This is a genomic window from Ideonella sp. B508-1 (assembly GCF_000333615.1).
Lineage (GTDB): Bacteria > Pseudomonadota > Gammaproteobacteria > Burkholderiales > Burkholderiaceae_C > Ideonella.
Genome location: NZ_BADL01000543.1, coordinates 26935 through 47205, shown reverse-complemented (window position 1 = coordinate 47205; position 20271 = coordinate 26935). Strand labels below are relative to the sequence as shown.

At 69.5% G+C, this 20271-nt stretch carries 18 protein-coding genes and 1 pseudogene; 8 read left to right on the top strand and 11 right to left on the bottom strand.

From position 1 onward, the window contains the following. From I73_RS21450 to I73_RS29690, 10 genes are all read right to left on the bottom strand, one after another. On the bottom strand, positions 1 to 536 hold a 536-nt coding region (locus I73_RS21450; RefSeq protein WP_022982501.1), incomplete at its 3' end, for a (Fe-S)-binding protein. Positions 537 to 559: 23 nt separating this feature from the next. Next, positions 560 to 1000: an OsmC family protein gene (locus I73_RS21445; RefSeq protein ID WP_022982500.1), complete on the bottom strand. Its 441-nt coding sequence runs from the start codon at positions 998 to 1000 to the stop codon at positions 560 to 562. Positions 1001 to 1012: 12 nt separating this feature from the next. Next, the gene (locus I73_RS21440) at positions 1013 to 1261 is read right to left on the bottom strand and encodes a zinc ribbon domain-containing protein (protein WP_022982499.1); all 249 of its coding nucleotides are present in this window, start codon (positions 1259 to 1261) and stop codon (positions 1013 to 1015) included. Between the two features lie 3 nt (positions 1262 to 1264). Then, positions 1265 to 1729 carry an ArsC/Spx/MgsR family protein gene (locus I73_RS29695; RefSeq protein ID WP_040501281.1) on the bottom strand — a complete coding sequence of 155 codons (465 nt, stop codon included), beginning with the start codon at positions 1727 to 1729 and terminating at the stop codon, positions 1265 to 1267. Positions 1730 to 1740: 11 nt separating this feature from the next. After that, positions 1741 to 2580: an ankyrin repeat domain-containing protein gene (locus I73_RS21430; protein ID WP_022982497.1), complete on the bottom strand. Its 840-nt coding sequence runs from the start codon at positions 2578 to 2580 to the stop codon at positions 1741 to 1743. Further along, positions 2577 to 4262: a nitroreductase family protein gene (locus tag I73_RS21425; protein WP_022982496.1), complete on the bottom strand. Its 1686-nt coding sequence runs from the start codon at positions 4260 to 4262 to the stop codon at positions 2577 to 2579. Before I73_RS21425 ends, I73_RS21430 begins: the two co-directional genes overlap by 4 nt. Next, on the bottom strand, positions 4255 to 5205 hold the full coding sequence (gene draG, locus I73_RS21420) for an ADP-ribosyl-[dinitrogen reductase] hydrolase (RefSeq protein ID WP_022982495.1): 951 nt from the start codon (positions 5203 to 5205) through the stop codon (positions 4255 to 4257). The genes I73_RS21425 and draG overlap by 8 nt, the downstream gene beginning before the upstream one ends. Beyond that, positions 5198 to 6049 carry an NAD(+)--dinitrogen-reductase ADP-D-ribosyltransferase gene (locus I73_RS21415; protein WP_022982494.1) on the bottom strand — a complete coding sequence of 284 codons (852 nt, stop codon included), beginning with the start codon at positions 6047 to 6049 and terminating at the stop codon, positions 5198 to 5200. The genes draG and I73_RS21415 overlap by 8 nt, the downstream gene beginning before the upstream one ends. A gap of 96 nt (positions 6050 to 6145) precedes the next feature. Continuing rightward, positions 6146 to 6736, bottom strand: coding sequence for a hypothetical protein (locus I73_RS21410; RefSeq protein WP_022982493.1), 591 nt, complete (start codon positions 6734 to 6736; stop codon positions 6146 to 6148). After that, positions 6733 to 7293: a group II truncated hemoglobin gene (locus I73_RS29690; RefSeq protein ID WP_022982492.1), complete on the bottom strand. Its 561-nt coding sequence runs from the start codon at positions 7291 to 7293 to the stop codon at positions 6733 to 6735. The genes I73_RS21410 and I73_RS29690 overlap by 4 nt, the downstream gene beginning before the upstream one ends. 452 nt (positions 7294 to 7745) lie before the next feature. Between I73_RS29690 and nifH the strand changes: the two are divergent. The 7 genes and pseudogenes from nifH to I73_RS34635 all read left to right on the top strand — a co-directional run bounded on the left by nifH (position 7746) and on the right by I73_RS34635 (position 17533). Next, positions 7746 to 8626 (top strand): annotated as a pseudogene (nifH, locus tag I73_RS29685) (nitrogenase iron protein). Between the two features lie 85 nt (positions 8627 to 8711). Further along, positions 8712 to 10178, top strand: a complete 1467-nt coding sequence (nifD, locus tag I73_RS21395) for a nitrogenase molybdenum-iron protein alpha chain (RefSeq protein WP_022982490.1) — start codon at positions 8712 to 8714, stop codon at positions 10176 to 10178. A gap of 50 nt (positions 10179 to 10228) precedes the next feature. Continuing rightward, positions 10229 to 11788: a nitrogenase molybdenum-iron protein subunit beta gene (nifK, locus tag I73_RS21390; RefSeq protein WP_022982489.1), complete on the top strand. Its 1560-nt coding sequence runs from the start codon at positions 10229 to 10231 to the stop codon at positions 11786 to 11788. A gap of 71 nt (positions 11789 to 11859) precedes the next feature. Further along, complete coding sequence (locus I73_RS21385; RefSeq protein ID WP_022982488.1) at positions 11860 to 12180, top strand: hypothetical protein; 321 nt, start codon at positions 11860 to 11862, stop codon at positions 12178 to 12180. A gap of 13 nt (positions 12181 to 12193) precedes the next feature. Beyond that, positions 12194 to 12679, top strand: a complete 486-nt coding sequence (locus tag I73_RS21380; protein WP_022982487.1) for a hypothetical protein — start codon at positions 12194 to 12196, stop codon at positions 12677 to 12679. A gap of 129 nt (positions 12680 to 12808) precedes the next feature. After that, the gene (locus I73_RS29680) at positions 12809 to 15889 is read left to right on the top strand and encodes a ligand-binding sensor domain-containing diguanylate cyclase (protein WP_022982486.1); all 3081 of its coding nucleotides are present in this window, start codon (positions 12809 to 12811) and stop codon (positions 15887 to 15889) included. Between the two features lie 99 nt (positions 15890 to 15988). After that, positions 15989 to 17533 (top strand): methyl-accepting chemotaxis protein, encoded by a 1545-nt coding sequence (locus I73_RS34635; RefSeq protein ID WP_026097037.1) that lies wholly within the window; start codon positions 15989 to 15991, stop codon positions 17531 to 17533. Positions 17534 to 17559: 26 nt separating this feature from the next. Here I73_RS34635 and I73_RS21365 read toward each other — a convergent pair whose 3' ends face one another. Beyond that, entirely contained in the window at positions 17560 to 18186 is a 627-nt protein-coding gene (locus I73_RS21365) for a hypothetical protein (protein ID WP_026097036.1), read from the bottom strand. Positions 18187 to 18472: 286 nt separating this feature from the next. Between I73_RS21365 and nifE the strand changes: the two genes are divergently transcribed. Further along, positions 18473 to 19918, top strand: a complete 1446-nt coding sequence (nifE, locus tag I73_RS21360; RefSeq protein ID WP_022982483.1) for a nitrogenase iron-molybdenum cofactor biosynthesis protein NifE — start codon at positions 18473 to 18475, stop codon at positions 19916 to 19918. The last annotated feature ends 353 nt before the right edge of the window (positions 19919 to 20271 follow it).

Below are 20271 nucleotides of genomic sequence, written 5' to 3'. Positions count from 1 at the left end.
GGCCAGCCGGGCCTGCCCTGGCGGGCCAGCCAGGGCCAGCGCTCACGCAGGGCCATCAGCGGGTTCAGCAGCGCGCGCCAGCGGCGCAGCCGGGGCAGCCACTGGGGCAGGGCAGCGATCAGGCGCTCGCGCAGCGGGCGGGGCGTGCGGGCCCAGCGCTGGGCCAGGGCCTCGGTGCGCAGCAGGGCCATGTCCACGCCGTTGGGGCATTCGCGCTTGCAGCCCTTGCAGGCCACGCACAGGTCCAGGGCCTCGTGCAGGCGCGGGTCCTCGAAGGGGCGCTCGCCCAGCTCGCCGTCCAGCGCGGCGCGCAGCATGGCCGCGCGGTGCTGGGTGCTGTGGGTGCTGTCCTGCGTGGCCCGGAAGCTGGGGCACATCACACCCTTGGCGTCGGCGCGCTGGCAGGTGCGGCTGCCGATGCACACCGCCGCGGCCTTGCCGAAGCCCGCGCCGTGGGCCGGCAGATGGGCATAGGCATCGCCGGCGCCGTAGGCGTCGTAGGCCGTCCAGTCCAGTTGGAGCGGGGGTTCCTGCATGGCGGGCGGGCTCGGTGGCGGTGTCAGGCCGGCGTGTCCAGCACGGCCTTGAGGTTGACCGTGACGTTGTTCTTGATGGCGGCCTGGAAGGGGCAGATGCCCTGGGCGCGCTGCACCAGGTCGTCGGCGGTGGGCTGGTCCAGCGGGCCGGCCAGGTAGACCACCATCGACAGGGCCATGCGGTAGCCGCCCTCAAAGTCCTGGAACTGCGAGAGCTTGGATTCCACATAGCAGCCCTTGACCGGCAACCGGCCCTGGCGGGCGATGTGGCGTACCGAGTGATCCAGCGCGGCGGCCAGTGCGCCACCCACCAGCATCTCGGGGTTGGGGCCGGGGGTGGCGTCGGGGGCGCCGCCCATCTCGGGGGGCACGCTCAGCTTGAGCTTGAAGCCGCCGTCGTCGCTCTGCATCTGGCCGCTGCGGCCGCCCTGGCTGAGCATGGTGGTGGCATAGACGAGGTCCATTGTGTGCTCCGTTCAGACGGTCTTGCCCTTGAGCAGGCGGGCCCGCTCGCTGGGCGAGTAGTGGTTGAACAGGCCTTGGGCGTCGGCCGCGCGGCGGTTGGACAGGCGGATGGCCTCGATCTTGCCGGCCGGGGCGATGCGCGAGACGGCCTTCTCCAGCGTGGTGCTGCCGCAGTGCGGGCAGGTGGGGGTGGTGCTGGCGCGCACCAGCAGCTCGAAGTCCGACCCGCATTGCGGGCAGTGGTAGTCGAAAAGCGGCATGGATCAGGCTCCTGCAACAGGGGTGGATGGGGCGCGCTGCGCGGCGGGCGCGGCGCAGCGTTCGAGGGGCGAGGCGCAGCCCTCCAGGCTGGCGCGGGCGGTGCTGGCGGGCGTCAGGCCCACCCAGGCATTGACCTCGGCGGTGTCGAAGCCGACGCAGCGGCTGTCGTTGTCCAGGCGCTGCATCAGCGGGCGGCGGATCAGCAGCGGCTCGGCCAGCAGCAGGGCCAACGCAGCCTCGGCGTCCAGGGCCTCGGGCTGCACTTCGCCGTTCTTCACGCGCGGGGCGGCCCGGTTGAACCACTGGGCCACCGGCAGCGGGGCGAGAAAGGCCAGCAGGCGCTCGCGGGTCCAGGGTTCGGCCAGCAGGCTGCGCACCTGCAGGGTGTGGCCGGCGGCCAGCAGGGCGGCTTTCTGGCGGGCGTTGCCACCGCAGCCGGGCTTTTCAAAGAAGAGCAGGGCGGTCATGCGGATCTCCTTCAGGCGGCCTGCCGGGTGGCGCTGCGCAGCAGGTGCAGGCATTCAACCGTGGCGGCCATGTCCAGGGCGCTGAAGTCGTCCTGGGTGCGCCGATGCGGGTCGGCGCCCAGGGCCAGCAGGGTGGCCACCACCTCGGCCTTGCCGGCCGAGGCGGCGTACATGAGCGCGGTGGCGCCGGTCAGGTTGGCATGGTCCAGCGGCACGCCGCGGGCAGCCAGCGCGCGGATCAGGCCCGGCTCGCCGTTCACGCAGGCCAGCCACAGGGCGTTGTTGCCGTCGCCGTTGGTGGCGTCCAGCGGCACGTCCAGGGCCAGCAGCTCGTCCAGCACATGGTGGGCGCCGCGCCAGGCGGCGTGCATCAGCGGGGTGTTGCCGTGCGGCCCGGGCGCAGCGGGCTCGCTCGGGTCGAAGCCCTGGGCCGTGAGCCAGGCGGCCAGGCCCGCGGGCACCGGACGGGTGACAGTCGCGCTGGGCGTGGCGGGCGGGGCCGGCGGGAAGACGGCCTCCAGCGGCTGCGGGCCGTACAGCCGGCCCCCGCCATCGACGGCGCTCCAGCCGCCGATCAGGTCGGCCACCTCGGTGAAGCCGAAGTCGGCGAACATGCCGGCCCAGGTCTGGCTGGCGTTGCCGTGGTAGCAGTAGATGAAGACCGGCCGGCTCTTGCGCTCGCGCATCAGCAGGGCTTCGTGGTTGCGGCCGTCCAGCCGGGTGCAGCCGGCCAGGTGGCTCATGGCGTGATGCCGGGCCTCGCGGGCGTCCAGCAGCAGGGCGTCGGGCCGGGCCTGCAGCCAGGCACCGGCCTGGGCCGCCGTCAGGCGGTGAAAAGGTCGCTCGTTCATGCGGGGCTCCTGGAGGTGTCGGCCAGGCGCTCGGGCCAGGCCGGCAGGTGGGCGTAGGGCGCGGTGGTGGCGATGCGGCTGTCCGTCAGCGCACGGCCGATGGTGAAGTGGTAGACCGACTGCAGGGCGGCCTGTGGCGCGGCGGTGGGCGTCAGGCCGATGAGCTGGTGCAGGGCGTCGTCGAAGAAGCAGCCGATGCCGGTGCCGGCCAGGCTCATGGCCTCGGCCTGCAGGTACAGGGCCTGGCCCAGCAGGCCGGCCTCCATCAGGCGCTCGCGGTAGGCCCAGGGCGTGGGCAGGGGCTGGAACTCGGCCAGCAGGGCCAGGCCCAGGATGGCGTCCGAGCCCAGGGCCTGGTGGCAGTTGAGGGTGCGCAGCGTGCCGGCCAGGGCCGGGTTGGCGGCCAGGCGCCACAGCGGTAGGTCGGCCGGTGCCTCGGCCACCGGCGCCCAGTCCAGCGACACCGGCAGCTGGCGACGCAGCAGCGTGGCGCCGGCCTCGCTGCGGGGCAGCAGGTAGGCGCCCGGCGCCAGGCCGTCCACCCGGTGGGCGAAGAGCAGCACATGCACATGGTCCGCCTCGGGCAGGGCGGAGAAGGGCAGGCGACCGGGTAGCAGGGCCTGCAGCAGGGGCCACAGCGCCGTGCGGTCCAGCCGGGCCTGGGCGTCGAAGCGCTGGGCGCTGCGGCGTCGGCGGATCAGGCTGGCGGCCGGCTCGGGCGCGGCCTGCGGTGGGACGGTGGTGGCCTGCGGCAGGGGGGCCTCGGCGGTGGCCGCGCCCGCCGTGGGCCGGGTGGCCTCCAGGGTCTGGTCGATCACCGGCCAGCGGTACATCGGGTGCGCGTCCAGCCGGTTGGCCTGGCCTTGCCACAGCGGCTGGCTCAGCCAGTCGCCCGGCAGAGGCGCCGCGGCGGTGTCGGGTGGCCGCAGCTCGAACAGCAGCTCGGGCTCCTCGCACTCGGCGCCACCGGGGAAGTCCATGTCGCGGTCCAGACCCAGCCAGGCGGCCAGATCCGCCGCGGCCACCGGGCAGGGCTGCAGCTGCCAGCCCTGCAGCGCGGCGGCATAGGCCAGGGCCCCGGCGGCGTGGCCGGCGTCCAGCAGGCAGTAGCGCAGGGCGCGCTCGCCGTACTTCCAGGCCTCGCGCCAGGCGATGCTGCTCTGAGCCACAAAGACGCGTGGCGATGTGGGCGCCGGGCTGGCCGGCAGCGCGGCACGCAGCTCCAGCGCGTGTTCGTGCGGGGCGTAGTGGTGTACGCCATCGGCCAGGCCGGGCACGCCCTGGCACAGCAGCCAGCCCTCGGTGGGGTGCAGGTTGCCGCTGGAGGGATTGATGCGCACCGACCAGCGGTCCGGCCCAGCCTGCTTCCAGGCGGCCAGGGCCAGGCTCAGCTCGAACAGCGCGCCCAGGCTGGCCAGGCTGAAGGGCTGGGCCGCCACGGCGCCGGGCCGGTGCAGCGCGTCCCAGGGCGTGGCCGGGTCCTGGGCGAGCAGGGGCAGGGGCTGCAGCGGGGCCCCGCGGTAGCGGCGGAAGGGGTCGGGCTGGGCGTCCCAGTCCAGGGTCTCTGGGCCATTGGCGTAGCGTTCCAGCCGGTGCTTGCTGCGCTCGTGGTAGGCCGCGGCCAGCGCGCTGCGTTGCACACGCAGGGCGTCGTCCGCCGGGGCGAGGAGGGTGTCAGACATGGGGGGCCTCCGCCAGGCGCTGGGACAGGGCCAGCAGGCCACTGGTCTGGTCGGTGATGGCCTGCACGGTGGCGGGTTGCAGGCGCTGCACCCAGCGCGGCGGCAGGCCGCTGGCGCCGCAGCGGGCCCCGGCCAGCATGCCCACCAGGGCGCCGGTGGTGTCGGCGTCGTCGCCCTGGTTGACGGTGGCCACCAGGGCCTCCTCGAAGAAGGGGTGCTGCGTCAGATGGTGCAGCACGGTCTGCACCGTGTCCACCACATAGGCGGTGGCGCGGCCGGGGTAGGGCGTGAAGCGGAAGGCGGGCTGGGCCTGTACCCAGGTCGCGGCCCAGCGGGCCGGCAGGGCCGGATCCTCGCTGTGCAGCAGGGCGCGCAGCAGCTGGCCCAGGCCCAGCGTGGCGGCGTCGGACAGCGGGTGGTGGTGGGTGATGCGGGCCTGGGCCAGCGAGACCTGTTCGAACAGGGTGTCGTCGCCCAGCGTGGCCAGGGCGGCGGGCAGGTTGCGCATCAGCGCGCCGTTGCCGCCATCGCCCTCGTTGGGCGGGCCGGCCAGCGTGCCCTCGTTCACATAGCGCAGGATGCCGCGGCGGCAGGTGTGGCCGCAGTCCACCGGCTTGCCGCGCCACCAGCGCACATAGGCCTGCGCGATGCCTTCGGTGAGGGCGGTGTCGCCCGCGGCCAGGCCGCGCAGCGCGCCTTCGCCCCCCAGCAGCAGGGCGTCGCCCAGGGCCAGGCTCATGGTGGTGTCGTCGGTCACCTGGCCGCGGGCCAGGCGCAGCCAGCCGCCGCCGATGATGTCGCGGTGCACGCCGTACTGGGCCTGGATCTCGCGGGGGCGCATGAACTCGACGGTGGCGCCCAGGGCGTCGCCGATGGCCAGGCCCAGGTAGGCGCCCAGGGCCTTGTCGTAGAGCCGGGCGAAGCGGCCGTCGGTGTCAGACATGGACGATCTCCACCTCGACATCGCCGCCCAGGGACAGCACCTCCTGCTCGCCCTGCAGCACCTGGCCCGGCAGCAGACCGGGAAAGACCAGCAGCTTGCAGGCCGGCAGGGCGGTGCGGAAGACCGTGTCGCCGAAGCAGCCGGCCTCCGTTGCATCCAGGCTGAAGGAGACCAGGTTGTTCAGGCGCAGCGTGCCCTGGCGGCGCAGGGGGCCCGGGCCCACGCGCTGCTCCTCGCTCAGCAGGGTGCCGCGCCAGAGCGTGATGTGGCGCGCGCCGGGCGCGCTGTGCCCCGGGATGCCAAAGCGCGCCAGGGCCCATTGGCAGAACTCGTACAGCAGGTCGAGCTGCTGGTGGATGTTGTTGTTGTGGTAACGGCTGGCGGCCTTCTCTTCCAGGTAGCGCACCCAGGGCGGCGAAGGAAAGCGGCCCAGCGGCGCGCGGTGGAAGCGCGGCACCAGGCCGAAGCGGCTTTCCACCCAGCCCTTGAGCACGGCGCCGGCCGGGCCGTTGGCGTCCATGCCCCAGCCCTGCAGCAGCTTGCGCCAGCTGCTGCGCCAGCGCCGCTGTTCGGCCGGGCCCAGGCGGGCCAGTTCGGCCGCATCAGGCTTGCGCAGGCCGAAGGCGGTGCCGAGGTAGTGGTCGAACATCTCGCGCGCCTCGTTCAGGCTGTCGGCGCGGGCCAGCAGCGCGAAGAGGCCCGGGTGGGCCTCCCGCGTGCCGGCGATGTGCAGGGCCTGCGGATGCGCATGGAAGGCGACGCTGGCCAGCACCGGGGCGGGCACACCGACCAGGTTGGTGCTGTACCAGCGGTGCGGTTGCGCATGGTCATCCTCAGAGTGCACGGGCTGTTTACCCAGCGACCGCCGCGGATCCGGCTCTGCCGGTCCGCCAGCGGTGCCCCCTTGAGGGGGCGGCCGAAGGCCGTAGGGGGTGGGCCATCAGACCGGCCGGTTTTCGTACAGGTTGCGCACCGGGCCCATCAGCGCCAGGCCTTCCTCGTAGCTGATCTTCGGGAAGCTGTCGCTGAAGCTCGCGGCCTTGTCGGCCACGGCGTCGGTCTTGCCGGCGGTGTCGAGCTTCTTCAGGTCGCCCTTGTCGATGTAGAGCAGCTGCAGCAGCTCGTTGTAGACGGTGGATTCGTCGATCGGCAGGACGTAGAAGGTCGCGCCGCCGTACTCGCATTGGTACTTCTTCGAGATGTCGATGTTGTCGACGAAGAGGAAGTACTTGCCGGTGGGCGAGAGGGTGTCGCCCAGCACCTCGGCCAGCATCTTCAGGTACTCGAAGCTCAGCAGGAAGCAGGCGAGGAAGGGGATGGTGCTTTCACCGGCCTGGGCCACCGCAATGACCTGGTCCGAGGAGATTTCGGGCGGACGGGCCTCGTCGGCCTTCTTGACCTGGAACTTCAGGGCGATGTCACCGCGGAAGCCGAAGCGGCCGGGCTTGTGGGTGGCGGCCTTGAGCACGCTGTTGAGCAGGCGGCCTTCGGACTCGAGGCGGGCGAAGGCGGTTTCCTGGATGGTGGTCATGTCGAACTCCGGGTGGGGGGTGGAACAGTTGCGGCAGGGGAAACAGACACTCCGGCGGCGGCCGCCGACGCATGCGTGGCCGGGGTGGCATGGGGGGCGACTTCCATCGGCCGGCCGGGGTGCGGGCGCGTGGCGCCGCCGTCCTCGGTGTTGCGGATGAAGTCGGCGATCTTCCAGAAGGCGGCGTCCAGCTCGGCGCGCAGGCCTGGGTCGTCAATGCATTCGGCCAGGGCCTGGCGCATGCAGGCCATCCAGGCGTCGCGCGCGGCGGCGTCGATGGCGAAGGGTTGGTGGCGTCGGCGCAGCATGGGGCTGCCCCGCTGGCCGCTGTAGTCCTTGGGCCCACCCATCCATTCGCACAGGTACTGCACCAGCACGGCCTTGGTGTGGCCCAGGTCGGGCGCGTGCATGGCGCGGATGGTGGCGGCCTCGGGCCGGCTGTCCATGGCGCGGTAGAAGGCGTCGACCAGACGCACCACGGCCACCCGGCCACCCACGCGCGCCCAGTGCGGGTTGGCGGGGGGGGCCGGTCGAGCGGGGAGGGCGGGCGTGTTCATGGCCCTGAAGACTGCAAACCCCGTACCACCTGCGCTTCAGGGCCGTCGTGGGTTCCTTCTTCAGGGTGTTCGCCGACGGCCAAACCCCTGCGTTTCCCTGGGAAAACGCGTGGTGCGCGCTCGCCGCGCGCTCACGCGGGAGCCGCGTGTGTCGGCTTGCGACGGAGGTCCGACAGGCTCACGTCGCGAACCTGTCTTTGTCGGGTTTCGAACATTCCCTGTCGCGCCGCCTTGTCCGGGGTCAAGACGATGTTTTCCCAGGAAAAACAAGCACTTGGCGACGCGCCACCAACATGGCACGGCCGTTGCAATGACGAGGCTGCGCGGCACCCGTGTACGTCCCACGAGGCTTCAGAAGAAGACCATAGAGGCACCCAAGGCTGCAACGAGATCGCGACAAACGCATGAGCCCTCAACCTCGGTTTCGCTAGATCACTTACTTGGAGATCGCAATGGCTGCACTTCGTCAAATCGCCTCTACGGCAAGGGTGGGATCGGCAAGTCCACCACCTCGCAGAACACCCTGGCCGCTCTGGCCGAAATGGGTCAGAAGATCCTCATCGTCGGCTGTGACCCCAAGGCCGACTCGACCCGCCTGATCCTGCACGCCAAGGCCCAGGACACCATCCTGTCGCTGGCCGCGGAAGCGGGCTCGGTGGAGGACCTGGAGCTCGAAGACGTCATGAAGGTCGGCTACCGCGACATCCGTTGCGTGGAGTCCGGCGGCCCGGAACCCGGCGTTGGCTGCGCTGGCCGCGGCGTGATCACCTCGATCAACTTCCTGGAGGAAAACGGCGCCTACGACGGCGTGGACTATGTGTCCTACGACGTGCTGGGTGACGTGGTGTGCGGCGGCTTCGCCATGCCCATCCGCGAAAACAAGGCCCAGGAAATCTACATCGTGATGTCCGGCGAGATGATGGCCATGTACGCGGCCAACAACATCTCCAAGGGCATTCTGAAGTACGCCAACAGCGGTGGCGTGCGTCTGGGTGGCCTGGTCTGCAACGAGCGCCAGACCGACAAGGAACTGGAACTGGCCGAGTCCCTGGCCAAGATGCTGGGCAGCCGCCTGATCCACTTCGTGCCGCGCGACAACATCGTGCAGCACGCCGAGCTGCGCCGCATGACCGTGCTGGAGTACGCCCCGGACAGCAAGCAAGCCGGTGAGTACCGCACCCTGGCCAACAAGGTGCACGCCAACGCCGGCAACGGCACCATCCCCACCCCCATCACCATGGACCAGCTGGAAGACCTGCTGATGGAGCACGGGATCATGAAGCAGATCGACGAGTCGCAAGTCGGCAAGACCGCCGCCGACCTGGCCGCCTGATCACGGCCTTGGCCCGCACCGGGCCGGCGGCAGCCGCCGCCCGGTGCCCCAACCCCCCGCGCTGGAACCTGACGGAGCATCCACCATGAGCATCACTGTTGAAGACCGCAAGGCCGAGAACAAGGCCCTGATCGACGAAGTCCTGAAGGCCTATCCCGAAAAGATGGCCAAGCGTCGCGCCAAGCACCTGGGCACCTACGAAGAAGGCAAGCCCGACTGCGGCGTGAAGTCCAACATCAAGTCGCTGCCGGGTGTGATGACCATCCGCGGCTGCGCCTACGCCGGCTCCAAGGGCGTGGTGTGGGGTCCGATCAAGGACATGATCCACATCTCCCACGGCCCGGTGGGCTGCGGCCAGTACAGCTGGGCCGCCCGCCGCAACTACTACATCGGCGTGACCGGTGTGGACACCTTCGTGACGATGCAGTTCACCTCCGACTTCCAGGAGAAGGACATCGTCTTCGGCGGTGACAAGAAGCTCGACAAGATCATCGACGAGATCCAGGACCTGTTCCCGCTGAACAAGGGCATCTCGATCCAGTCGGAATGCCCGATCGGCCTGATCGGCGACGACATCGAGGCGGTCTCGAAGAAGAAGTCCAAGGAATACGAAGGCAAGACCATCGTGCCGGTGCGCTGCGAAGGCTTCCGCGGCGTGTCCCAATCGCTGGGCCACCACATCGCCAACGACGCGATCCGCGACTGGGTCTTCGACAAGACCGATCCGAACAAGCGTCCGGACTTCGTCTCGACCCCCTACGACGTGGCCATCATCGGCGACTACAACATCGGTGGCGACGCCTGGTCCAGCCGCATCCTGCTCGAAGAGATGGGTCTGCGCGTGATCGCCCAATGGTCCGGTGACGGCACCATCGCCGAGCTGGAGAACACCCCCAAGGCCAAGCTCAACGTGCTGCACTGCTACCGCTCGATGAACTACATCAGCCGGCACATGGAAGAGAAGTACGGCATTCCCTGGGTGGAATACAACTTCTTCGGCCCGAGCATGATCGAGAAGAGCCTGCGCGAAATCGCCAGCCACTTCGACGACACCATCAAGGCCAACGCCGAGAAGGTCATCGCCAAGTACAAGCCGATGGTCGAGGCGGTGATCGCCAAGTACAAGCCGCGCCTGCAGGGCAAGAAGGTCATGCTGTATGTGGGCGGCCTGCGTCCGCGTCACGTGATCGGCGCCTACGAGGACCTGGGCATGGAAGTGGTCGGCACGGGCTATGAGTTCGCCCACAACGACGACTACCAGCGCACCACCCACTACATCAAGGACGGCACGCTGATCTATGACGACGTGACCGGCTACGAGTTCGAGAAGTTCGTCGAGAAGGTCCAGCCGGACCTGGTCGGCTCGGGCATCAAGGAAAAGTACGTCTTCCAGAAGATGGGCGTGCCTTTCCGTCAGATGCACAGCTGGGACTACTCCGGCCCGTACCACGGCTACGACGGCTTCGCCATCTTCGCCCGTGACATGGACATGGCCATCTCCAGCCCGATCTGGGGTCTGTCCAAGTTGCCCTTCAAGAAGAAGGCGGCTTGAAGCCCGGCTCGTCCCCTGCCCATCCAACCTGAATCGTCTGGAGCGCCACCATGCCTCAAAACGCCGACAAGGTCATTGACCACGAAATGCTGTTCCGCGAGCCGGAATACCAGGAGCTGTTCAAGAACAAGAAGGAGAACTTCGAGTTCAACCACAGCGACACCAAGGTCCAGGAAATCCGCGACTGGACCAAGTCCCGCGACTACATGGAGAAGAACTTCGCCCGCGACTCCCTGGTCGTGAACCCGGCGAAGGCTTGCCAGCCCCTGGGCGCGGTCTACGTGGCCAATGGCTTCCACAAGACCCTGTCCTTCGTGCACGGCTCGCAAGGCTGCGTGGCCTACTACCGCTCGCACTTCAGCCGCCACTTCAAGGAGCCGACCAGCTGCGTGTCTTCGTCGATGACGGAAGACGCCGCTGTGTTCGGCGGCCTGAACAACATGATCGACGGCCTGGCCAACACCTACAACCTGTACAAGCCGGACATGATCGCCGTCTCGACGACCTGCATGGCCGAGGTGATCGGTGACGACCTGAACGCCTTCATCAAGACCTCGAAGGAGAAGGGCAGCATCCCGGCCGAATTCGACGTGCCGTACGCCCACACCCCGGCCTTCGTCGGCAGCCACATCACCGGCTACGACAACGCGCTGCTGGGCGTGCTGCAACACTTCTGGGACGGCAAGTCGGGCACCACCGCGCCGCTGACCCGTGTGGCCGATGACTCGATCAACTTCATCGGTGGCTTCGACGGCTTCGTCGTGGGCAATATGCGCGAAATCAAGCGCATCTTCGACCTGTTCGGCGCCAGCTACAACATCATCTGCGACCCGTCCGAGGTGTGGGACACCCCCACCGACGGCGAGTTCCGGATGTACGAAGGCGGCACCACCAAGGACACCGTCGAGAAGGCCCTGAACGCCAAGGCCACCATCGTCTTCCAGGAGTACTGCGCCGAGAAGACGATCAAGTACCTGAAGGACAAGGGTCAGGAAGTCGTCGTGCTGAACTGCCCGGTGGGCGTGGCCGGCACCGACCGCTTCATCCAGGCCATCGCCGACCTGACCGGCAAGGACGTGCCCGATCAGCTGATCAAGGAACGCGGCCGCCTGGTGGACGCCATGGCCGACAGTCAGGCCCACCTGCACGGCAAGCGCTTCGCGATGTACGGCGACCCGGACCAGCTGCTGGGCCTGACCGAGTTCATCCTGGAACTGGGCGCCGAGCCGGCCCACGTGCTGTCCACCAACGGCACCGAGGACTGGGCGACCAAGGTCCAGGCCCTGTTCGACGCGTCGCCCTACGGTGCCGGCTGCAAGGCCTACCCCAAGCGCGATCTGTGGCACATGCGCAGCCTGATGAACGTGGAGCCGGTGGACTTCCTGATCGGCAACACCTACGGCAAGTACCTGGAGCGTGACACCGGCACCCCGCTGATCCGCATGGTGTTCCCGATCTTCGACCGTCACCACTACCACCGCTTCCCCACCTGGGGCTACGAGGGTGCCCTGCGCACGCTGGTGATGTTCCTGGACGAGTACTTCGAAACCCTGGATGCCAACACCATCATCCCGGGCAAGACGGACTACAGCTACGACATCATCCGCTGATGTCCCCCCAACCGGCCCGCGGCCTGCCGCGGGTCGGTCCCGTTTTCCTGCTTCCCTCCAAGGAGCCCGCGATGTCCGAACGAGTTTGGGTCAAGACCACGCTGGACGGTCGTCTGGTCGAGGTGATCAACGGCTGGATCTGTCTCGCGGGCCAGCCCGAGACCGACGAGATCGTCGTCCTGGAGGAGCATCCCAACCGGCAGGCCATTCTGCAGGCCGTTCCCAAGGCCACCCACATGGCCGGTCGCCTGCCGCTGACGCTGGCCGAAGCCTCGGTGGCCCAGGCGGCGCTGCGCCGCCACCATGACAGCTTCGATGGCACACCGCTGGCGGTGTCCGAGCGGCTGCGCCAGGCGGTCTGGAAGAAGGCCTGCGCCGAAGGCGTGGAATAAGGGGATATCGGCCATGATCTTCGTGGTCGAACAGCCCGAGTCCGCGCCAGCGAACTGCTGGTTCGCCTACGACGCCGACGACTTCCTGCGCAAGGTCTGCGCCCAGGACCCGCTGGAGGCCTGGGCCGTGCACGATGTCATCACCGCCCGCGAGCTGCTGGAGATGGCCGATCGCACGCCCGAGAGCGCCGATGCCCGCAGCGCCTGCCCGGCCATCTGCGCCCTGGCCGACGCCCATGGCTGGGACACCCCGCTGTACCGGGCCGACCACCTGCTGGGCCTGGGCCAGCTGCGGCCCGAGCCGGTGACGCCGCTGGATGCCGGCCTGGCCGCGCTGCAGGCCCGCGGCGGCCAGTGGCGGGTCTATGGCCATGAGGACGTGGCCCTGGCGGCGGTGGACGCGCCGGACCCCCTGTTCGATGCCCCGGGCGGCTGGCGTGCCCGCTGGGCCCTGCGCGAGCAACTGATTGCGGTCGAGGTGCTGGCCGACGACCACTGAGGGGCCCCGGGGCTCAGGTTTTCCCCCGGCAGTCCGATAGGACGGAGAATCCCCCGCTTCTGTCCGGAGGCGGGATGCATTCCAACCGGGTGGCGTCCCACCCGCCTCTTCCTCCTGTCCCCGCCCCGCATGCTCCGAGGTCTGCTGCTGTTCCTGTGCATCGCGCTGTCCAGTCTGACGGCGTGGGCGGAGCCGTTCGGCCGCTGGAACGGCTGGGACGACCGCCTCTTCCAGCGCATCGCCAACACCAACGGCGAGCCCAACGACCTGGGCGTGATGGCCATGGCCCAGGACGCCACCGGCTTTCTGTGGGTGGGCACCCAGCAGGGTCTGGTGCGCTGGGACGGCTACCGGCTGCGCACCTATTCCGCCGACTTGAACGACCCGCAGGGCCTGCCCGACGGTTTCATCCAGTCGCTGTGGGTGGGGCCGGATGGCACGCTCTGGGTGGGCACCGCGGCCCACGGCCTGGTGCGCTACCGTGCCGCCACCGACGACTTCCAGCCGGTGGGCGGAGGGCCGGACGGTCTGCGCCATGTGGGGGTGAATGCGCTCGCGGGTGCACCGGGCGGCAAGCTCTGGGTGGGCACCCCGGCGGGCTTGGACCGGCTGGATCCCGTCAGCGGCCATGCCGAGCCCACCTCTCTGGGGGGCAGCCTGAAGAGCCTCTCGGTGAACGCCCTTCTGACCGATCGGGGCGGCCGCCTGTGGGTGGGCACCGGCTGGGGCCTCTTCCGTGGCCGTGCCGATGGCGGCGATCTTCAGGCCGTCAACCTGCCCGGCGTGCCGGCCAGCGATTCCCGGGTGAGCCACCTGATCGAGGATGGCCACGGGCGCATCTGGGTGGCTGTGGACCACCACGGACTGCGGGTGCTGGACCCGGCCAACGGCACGGTCCGGCAGGTCGGCGGGGTCGCGCTCAGCGGCCAGGGGCTGCGGGCCGAGAACATCCGTGCCCTGGTCGATCCCGGCCAGGGGCAGATCTGGGTCGGCACCCAGGCAAGCGGCCTGCTGCTGGTGGACGAGACCACGCTGGTCACCCGCAGCATCCACCGCAACGTGGGCAGCCCCTATGGCCTGGACAGCGACGGCATCTGGTCGATCTTCAAGGACCGGTCCGACGTGCTCTGGGTGGGCACGGCCCGCAGCCTGCTGCGCCACAACCTGCAGACCAGCTTCGTCCACACCATCCTGGGGGGCGATGGCCCGCGAGACACGCTTCGCAGTGATGATGTGCCTTCTGTCAGCCCGATGCCCGATGGCCACATCTGGCTGGGCGTGGGCAGCGAAGGGGTGGACATCGTGGATCCCGAGCGCGGCGTGGTCGGACGCATCCGCGCCGATGCGTCGCGCCCCCGCACCGCCTTGCCCAATGAGTGGGTGCTGTCCGCCCTGCCGCTGCCCGGAGGCAAGGTGCTGATGGGCACCCGCAAGGGCTTGTACACCGCCACCCTGGCCGGCCAGCAGGTGCGCCGGCTGGAGGTGCCCGGGCGCCGCGCCACCGAGGATGCCGCCTACCTGGTGGACGGCTGGACCGGCTACTGGGTGGGGGGCAACGATGGCCTGTGGCGGTTCAGGCTGTCTGCCCGGGGACCGGCGCGGGCCGACCCACCCGATGCCCGCGTCCTGCTGAGCGACCAGCGCGTGCAGGCCATGACCCGGGGCACGATCCACCACCTCTGGGTGGGCACCTCCAACGGGGTCAACCTGCTCAACGAGCTGACCGGCGATGTGCGGCGCCTGGGGGCCGGCGCCGGAGCACCGAACCCGGCGCTGGCCAGCGCCAACGTGATGTCCCTGCTGGTGGACCAGCGGGGCTGGCTGTGGGTGGCCACCGGCGGGACCGGCCTGTTCGTGGTCGAAGACCCGGAGGGGGTGGCCCCACGCATCCGGAACCTCGGCACCGCCCAAGGCCTGCCCAAGGACTTCGTCAACAAGGTCCTGCAGGACAAGGGCGGCCAGATCTGGGCCAGCACCGACCAGGGCATCGTGCAGATCGATCCTGCCACCCTGGAGGTGCGCAGCTATGGCGCCAAGGACGGGGTGGCGCTGGCCCTGTACTGGGGCGGCTCGGGCGGGCGCACCGCGCAGGGCGAACTGATCTTCGGCGGCCTGGGGGGCATCAGCGTGGTGGTGCCCCAGGTGGTGGGCTGGCGCGCCTTCCAGGCGCCAGTGGTGGCCACCGAGGTGTGGGTGGGCGGCAAGCCCCAGGCCCTGGGCGGCTTCAACCAGCCCGGGCACGCCGGCTTGCTGCGCCTGCCGCCGGGCGTGCATGACCTGGCGGTGGAGTTCGCGGCCCTGGACTTCCTGGCGCCCGCGTCCAACCGCTACGCCTACCGCCTCAGCGGCTACGACGACGCCTGGGTGAACACCGACGCCAGCCGGCGCCGTGCGGCCTACACCAACCTGCCGCCGGGCGAATACATGCTGGAGCTGCGCGCGTCCAACGCCGACGGGCTCTGGACCGAGCCGCCGCTGGCGATCCGGGTCGAGGTGCAGCCGGCCTGGTACCAGCACATGCTGGCGCGGGTGTTGATGGGGCTGCTGGTCGCCCTGGCGCTGTGGGGCCTGATGCGGGTGCGCACCCTGTGGCTGACCCGACGTCAGCACGAACTCGAGCAGTTGGTGGCCGAACGCACGGCCGAGCTGCAGCAGCGCACCGCCGAACTGCAGCTCAGCCAGGCCAAGCTGGCCGAGATGGCCTACTTCGATGCGCTCACCGGCCTGCCCAACCGGCGCATGCTGGCCGAGCACTTCGAGCGCCTGGCCAGCGCCGTGCGGCGCGAAGGGCAGGGTGGCTTCGCCCTGCTGCTGCTGGACATGGACCGCTTCAAGCAGATCAACGACAGCTTGGGCCACGCCGCGGGCGATGCCCTGCTGCAGGCCACGGCCGAGCGCCTGCGCCAGGCCGTGCGCGAGGTGGACACCGTGGCCCGCATCGGCGGTGACGAGTTCGCCATCCTGCTGTCGGGCCTGAGCGAGCCGCAGGCCATCGAGCCGGTGTGCCGGCGCATCGTCCAGGCTTTCGAGACCCCGGTCGTGTTCCAAGGCCAGGCCATGAACACCAGCCCCAGCTTCGGTGTGGCCTGCTATCCGGCCCAGGGGGGCACGCTCGACGCCCTGTCCCGCGAAGCCGACCGTGCGCTCTACGAAGCCAAGGGCGCCGGGCGCAACACCTGGCGTTTCGCGGCCACCGGCCCGAGCGTCTGAGTTCCACGGGCGGTAGCTGCCGCGCGGGTCACCGTCAAGTCGCCGGAGTCTTGTTCCGATATCCGAGAACCAGATGTGAACCGTCGAAGGGACGCTCTCATGAATACGTTGGGTCAGATGAAGGTGGGGCGACAGCTCGCCCTGGGGTATGGCGTGGTCATCCTGCTGATGGTGCTGATGGCCGGTCTGACCTTCCGCCAGCTGCGCAAGGTCGAGGCCGACAGCCATGTGCTGCTGAGCGAGCAGGCCGAGCGCCTGGCCCTGGCCCAGGAGTGGCGCGAGAACATCGTCGTCAACTCCCAGCGGGCCCTGGCCATCGGCGTCACCGCTGACGAGCGCCTGGCGGCCTTCTTCAAGGACGTGGTGAAGGCCACGACGGGACGCACGTCCGAGATCCAGAAACGCTACGTGGAGATGGAGACCACGCCCGAGGGTCTGCAGTTGCAGGCTCGGCTGGGCGAGGTACGCAAGCTCTACATGGCCGAGCGCGACGCGGTGATGAAGGCCCAGGGCGATGCCGATGCCCGCCTGACCGCGGGCGAGAAGTTCCGCGATGTGACCAACGCCTACATCGCCGAGGCCACCGAGATGGTGAAGTTCCAGCAAGGTCGCAGTGCCACGCTGGGGCAGCAGATCGATGCCGAGCTGGTGGCGGCCCGCAACACCCTGTGGGGCGTCACCGCGGTGTGCGCCTTGCTGGCTGCGGCGCTGGGATGGAACCAGGTGCGCAGCATCACCGCGCCGCTGGCCCGTCTGCAGGATGCCGCCCAGAGCATCGCCCAGGGCGACCTGAGCCGCGAGGTGCCGACCCTGGCAGGAGACTCCGAAGCCGCCCGGCTGATGCAGGACGTGGCACAGATGCAGGCCGCCTTGCGCCACCTGGTCAGCCAGGCCCGCCAGGCCACCGATTCGATCGAGGTGGCCAGCCGTGAGGTGGCCGCCGGCAACAGCGACCTCAGCGCCCGCACGGAGCAGGCCGCCTCCAGCCTGGAGGAGAGCGCCAGCTCGATGGAGGAGCTCACCGGCACCGTCAAGCACACGGCCGAGGCCGCCCAGACCGCCAACCGCCTGGCCGATGGCGCCGAGACCGTGGCCCAGCAGGGCGGGGTGGTGATGCAGCAGGTGGTGACCACCATGGACGGCATCCACCAGGCCAGCCAGAAGATCGCCGACATCATCGGCGTGATCGACGGCATCGCCTTCCAGACCAACATCCTGGCCCTGAACGCCGCGGTGGAAGCCGCCCGGGCCGGCGAGCAGGGCCGCGGCTTTGCCGTGGTGGCCGGCGAGGTGCGCAGCCTGGCCCAGCGCAGTGCCGAGGCGGCCAAGGAGATCAAGACCCTGATCGGCGCCAGCGTGGAACAGGTCAGCAGCGGTGCCCGCCTGGTCGGCGATGCGGGGCAGACCATCCGGCAGGTGGTGGACAGCGTGGCCCAGGTGCGCCAGATCGTCAGCGAGATCTCGGTGGCGGCCAGCGAGCAGAGCCGCGGCATCGCCGAGATGAACACCGCCGTCTCCCACCTGGACCAGATGACCCAGCAGAACGCGGCCCTGGTCGAACAGTCGGCGGCGGCTTCGGAGAGCCTGCGGCAGCAGGCCGGTCAGCTGGCGCAGGTCATCAGCGGCTTCCGCCTGCCGGCCTGACCCTGCTCACCGGCCCTGCCCGTGCTTCAGTGCGCGGTGGCCGGGTCGATCGGCTCGTAGCGCTGGCCCTGCAGCAGGGCGATGGGCGAGCGCCAGTAGATGTCGATGTTGTGCAGCGGATCGGTCAGGATCTTGCTCATCCAGGCCAGGCCCCAGGCCGGGCTGCGCAGGAAGCACAGCTGCAGGGTGCGCAGCAGCACGCCGCCCGTGCCCAGGGCCAGCCACAGCAGGCCCAGGTCGTGCCAGTAGCCGCTCAGGCCGAGCACGCCGACGGTGCCGGTGCTGGGCGTGATCAGCCCGAACAGGTCGCGCCGGGCCCACAGCAGCAGCGGCAGCGCCAGCCACACGCCGATCAGGATGGCCTTGCGCCGCATGTTGTAGCCGGCCTTGAAGCCTTCCTTGGCCGCGTAGCTGCAGCCGTTGATGTCGTCGTAGCCCTTGGGCTCGAAGAAGATGTGGCCCGATTGGCGGCTGACCATGCCCACGCACCAGCCGACGATGGCGGCGGCGGCCGGGTCCACGAACAGCAGCCCGTAGGCTACCAGGAAGCTGATGGCGCTGATCAGGTGCAGCGTCTGGTTGATGCGGCACTGGTGGTAGTAGCGGTGGTCGTCCCAGCGCAGGGTGCGCAGCTTGTCGAGGAAGGCGGGCACGGTGTGTGGCTCCATGGGGATTGAAACCCCGCCAGCGTGACCACGCGCCGTGACGGTTCCGGGTCGGCTGCATGACGTGACGATGGCAGTCCACCGGCTTCTGCGTCAGATCAAACGCCGTCGCCGGCGGCTGTGGGCTTTGTCGCAAAGCCGCCAAGCCTGTCGGGCCGGGGTGGATGCGCCAAGTGCTTGATCTGCCTCAGCTTCCTGGCGGGCCAGGGGCTGGCACCGAAGCTGCATGGACGCAGGCACCGCACCATGCGCGCACTGCGCCAGGAGGCTTCCCATGTCCGCGTCGCTGAAAGCCAAGATCGCCCAGGTCTTCGAGGAGCCCGGTTGTGACAAGAACCAGGGCAAGAGCGAGAAAGAGCGCAAGAAGGGCTGCACCAAGCAGCTCACGCCGGGCGCCGCGGCCGGTGGCTGCGCCTTCGACGGCGCCAAGATCGCGCTGCAGCCCATCGTCGACGTGGCCCACCTGGTGCACGGTCCCATCGCCTGCGAGGGCAACAGCTGGGACAACCGGCACAGCGCCTCCAGCGGCTCGCAGGTCTACCGCACCGGCTTCACCACCGACATCAACGAGCTCGACGTGATCTACGGCGGCGAGAAGCGCCTGTTCAAGTCCATCCGCGAGATCGTCGAGAAGTACGACCCGCCGGCCGTCTTCGTCTACCAGACCTGCGTCACCGCGCTGATCGGCGACGACATCGAGGCCGTCTGCAAGCGCGCCACCGAGAAGTTCGGCAAGCCGGTCATCCCGGTCAACGCGCCGGGCTTTGCCGGCCCGAAGAACCTGGGCAACAAGCTGGGCGCCGAGAGCGTGCTGGACTACGTCATCGGCACCGAAGAGCCCGAGACCACCACGCCCTACGACATCAACATCATCGGCGAGTACAACCTCTCGGGCGAACTCTGGCAGATCAAGCCGCTGCTGGACGCGCTGGGCGTGCGCATCCTGTCCTGCATCTCGGGCGATGGCCGCTACCACGAGATCGCCACCGCGCACCGGGCCAAGGCCAACATGATGGTCTGCTCCAAGTCGATGATCAACATCGCCACGCGCATGCAGGACCGCTACGGCATCCCGTACTTCGAGGGCTCGTTCTACGGCATCTCCGACATGAGCACCACGCTGCGCGAGATCGCGCGGCTGCTGGTGGAGCGCGGTGCCGACCCGGAGCTGAAGGACCGCACCGAGGCCCTGATCGCGGCCGAGGAGGCGCGGGCCTGGGAGCGCATCCGCGCCTACCGCGAGCGCCTGGCCGGCAAGAAGGTGCTGCTGATCACCGGCGGCGTGAAGAGCTGGTCGGTCGTCTCGGCGCTGCAGGAGGCCGGTCTGCAGGTGGTGGGCACCTCGGTGAAGAAGTCCACCAAGGAAGACAAGGACAAGATCAAGGAGATCATGGGCGACGACGCCCACATGATCGACGACATGACCCCGCGCCAGATGTACGCCATGCTGCGCGAGGCCAAGGCCGACATCATGCTCAGCGGCGGGCGCAGCCAGTTCATCGCGCTCAAGGCCCGCATGCCCTGGATGGACATCAACCAGGAGCGCCACCACGCCTTTGCCGGCTACGAGGGCATGGTGACCATGGTGGCCGAGATCGAAAAGGCCCTGTTCAACCCGATGTGGGCGCAGGTGCGCACGCCCGCGCCCTGGGAGCTGGAAGACCCGCTGCTGCGCGAGCAGGACGCGGCGCAACTGGCCAGCGAGGCGGCGGCGGGTTGAGGTTCTTTTGGTTTCTCGACCTCTGAGAGGTCTGCCTGCGCAGTGCAGTGGCGGGGGCGGCGGATGGGGCATGTCCCGCCCTCATGTCCCCCGCCCTCGGACGGCGTCCGAGGGCTCCTCCTTGACTTCGGGCGGAACACGCCCCATCCGCCGCCGGCCATCGGTGTGCCCTGTTGACCGGGCCAGTGAGACACGTGTGCCGGGGCGAGGGCGTCGGGCCGGGGCGCAGCGAAGTCAGGGAGGAGGTCCGGCCCTGGGGCCGGGCCGGGGGACATGAGCGAAGCCTCTGCCTGGCGTCCTCGCCCTCGCGGACCGCGCCGCAGTCAGCCTCTTCACAGGCCAATCACCGCAAA

Bases quoted from the DNA above. Each gene is read 5' to 3' on its own strand.
- I73_RS21410 (WP_022982493.1), bottom strand. From the start codon at position 6,736: ATGACCACCATCCAGGAAACCGCCTTCGCCCGCCTCGAGTCCGAAGGC.
- I73_RS21380 (WP_022982487.1), top strand. From the start codon at position 12,194: ATGATCTTCGTGGTCGAACAGCCCGAGTCCGCGCCAGCGAACTGCTGG.
- I73_RS34635 (WP_026097037.1), top strand. From the start codon at position 15,989: ATGAATACGTTGGGTCAGATGAAGGTGGGGCGACAGCTCGCCCTGGGG.
- nifK (WP_022982489.1), top strand. From the start codon at position 10,229: ATGCCTCAAAACGCCGACAAGGTCATTGACCACGAAATGCTGTTCCGC.
- I73_RS21385 (WP_022982488.1), top strand. From the start codon at position 11,860: ATGTCCGAACGAGTTTGGGTCAAGACCACGCTGGACGGTCGTCTGGTC.
- I73_RS29695 (WP_040501281.1), bottom strand. From the start codon at position 1,729: ATGACCGCCCTGCTCTTCTTTGAAAAGCCCGGCTGCGGTGGCAACGCC.
- I73_RS29690 (WP_022982492.1), bottom strand. From the start codon at position 7,293: ATGAACACGCCCGCCCTCCCCGCTCGACCGGCCCCCCCCGCCAACCCG.
- nifE (WP_022982483.1), top strand. From the start codon at position 18,473: ATGTCCGCGTCGCTGAAAGCCAAGATCGCCCAGGTCTTCGAGGAGCCC.
- I73_RS21425 (WP_022982496.1), bottom strand. From the start codon at position 4,262: ATGTCTGACACCCTCCTCGCCCCGGCGGACGACGCCCTGCGTGTGCAA.
- I73_RS21430 (WP_022982497.1), bottom strand. From the start codon at position 2,580: ATGAACGAGCGACCTTTTCACCGCCTGACGGCGGCCCAGGCCGGTGCC.
- I73_RS21445 (WP_022982500.1), bottom strand. From the start codon at position 1,000: ATGGACCTCGTCTATGCCACCACCATGCTCAGCCAGGGCGGCCGCAGC.
- nifD (WP_022982490.1), top strand. From the start codon at position 8,712: ATGAGCATCACTGTTGAAGACCGCAAGGCCGAGAACAAGGCCCTGATC.
- I73_RS29680 (WP_022982486.1), top strand. From the start codon at position 12,809: ATGCTCCGAGGTCTGCTGCTGTTCCTGTGCATCGCGCTGTCCAGTCTG.
- draG (WP_022982495.1), bottom strand. From the start codon at position 5,205: ATGTCTGACACCGACGGCCGCTTCGCCCGGCTCTACGACAAGGCCCTG.
- I73_RS21440 (WP_022982499.1), bottom strand. From the start codon at position 1,261: ATGCCGCTTTTCGACTACCACTGCCCGCAATGCGGGTCGGACTTCGAG.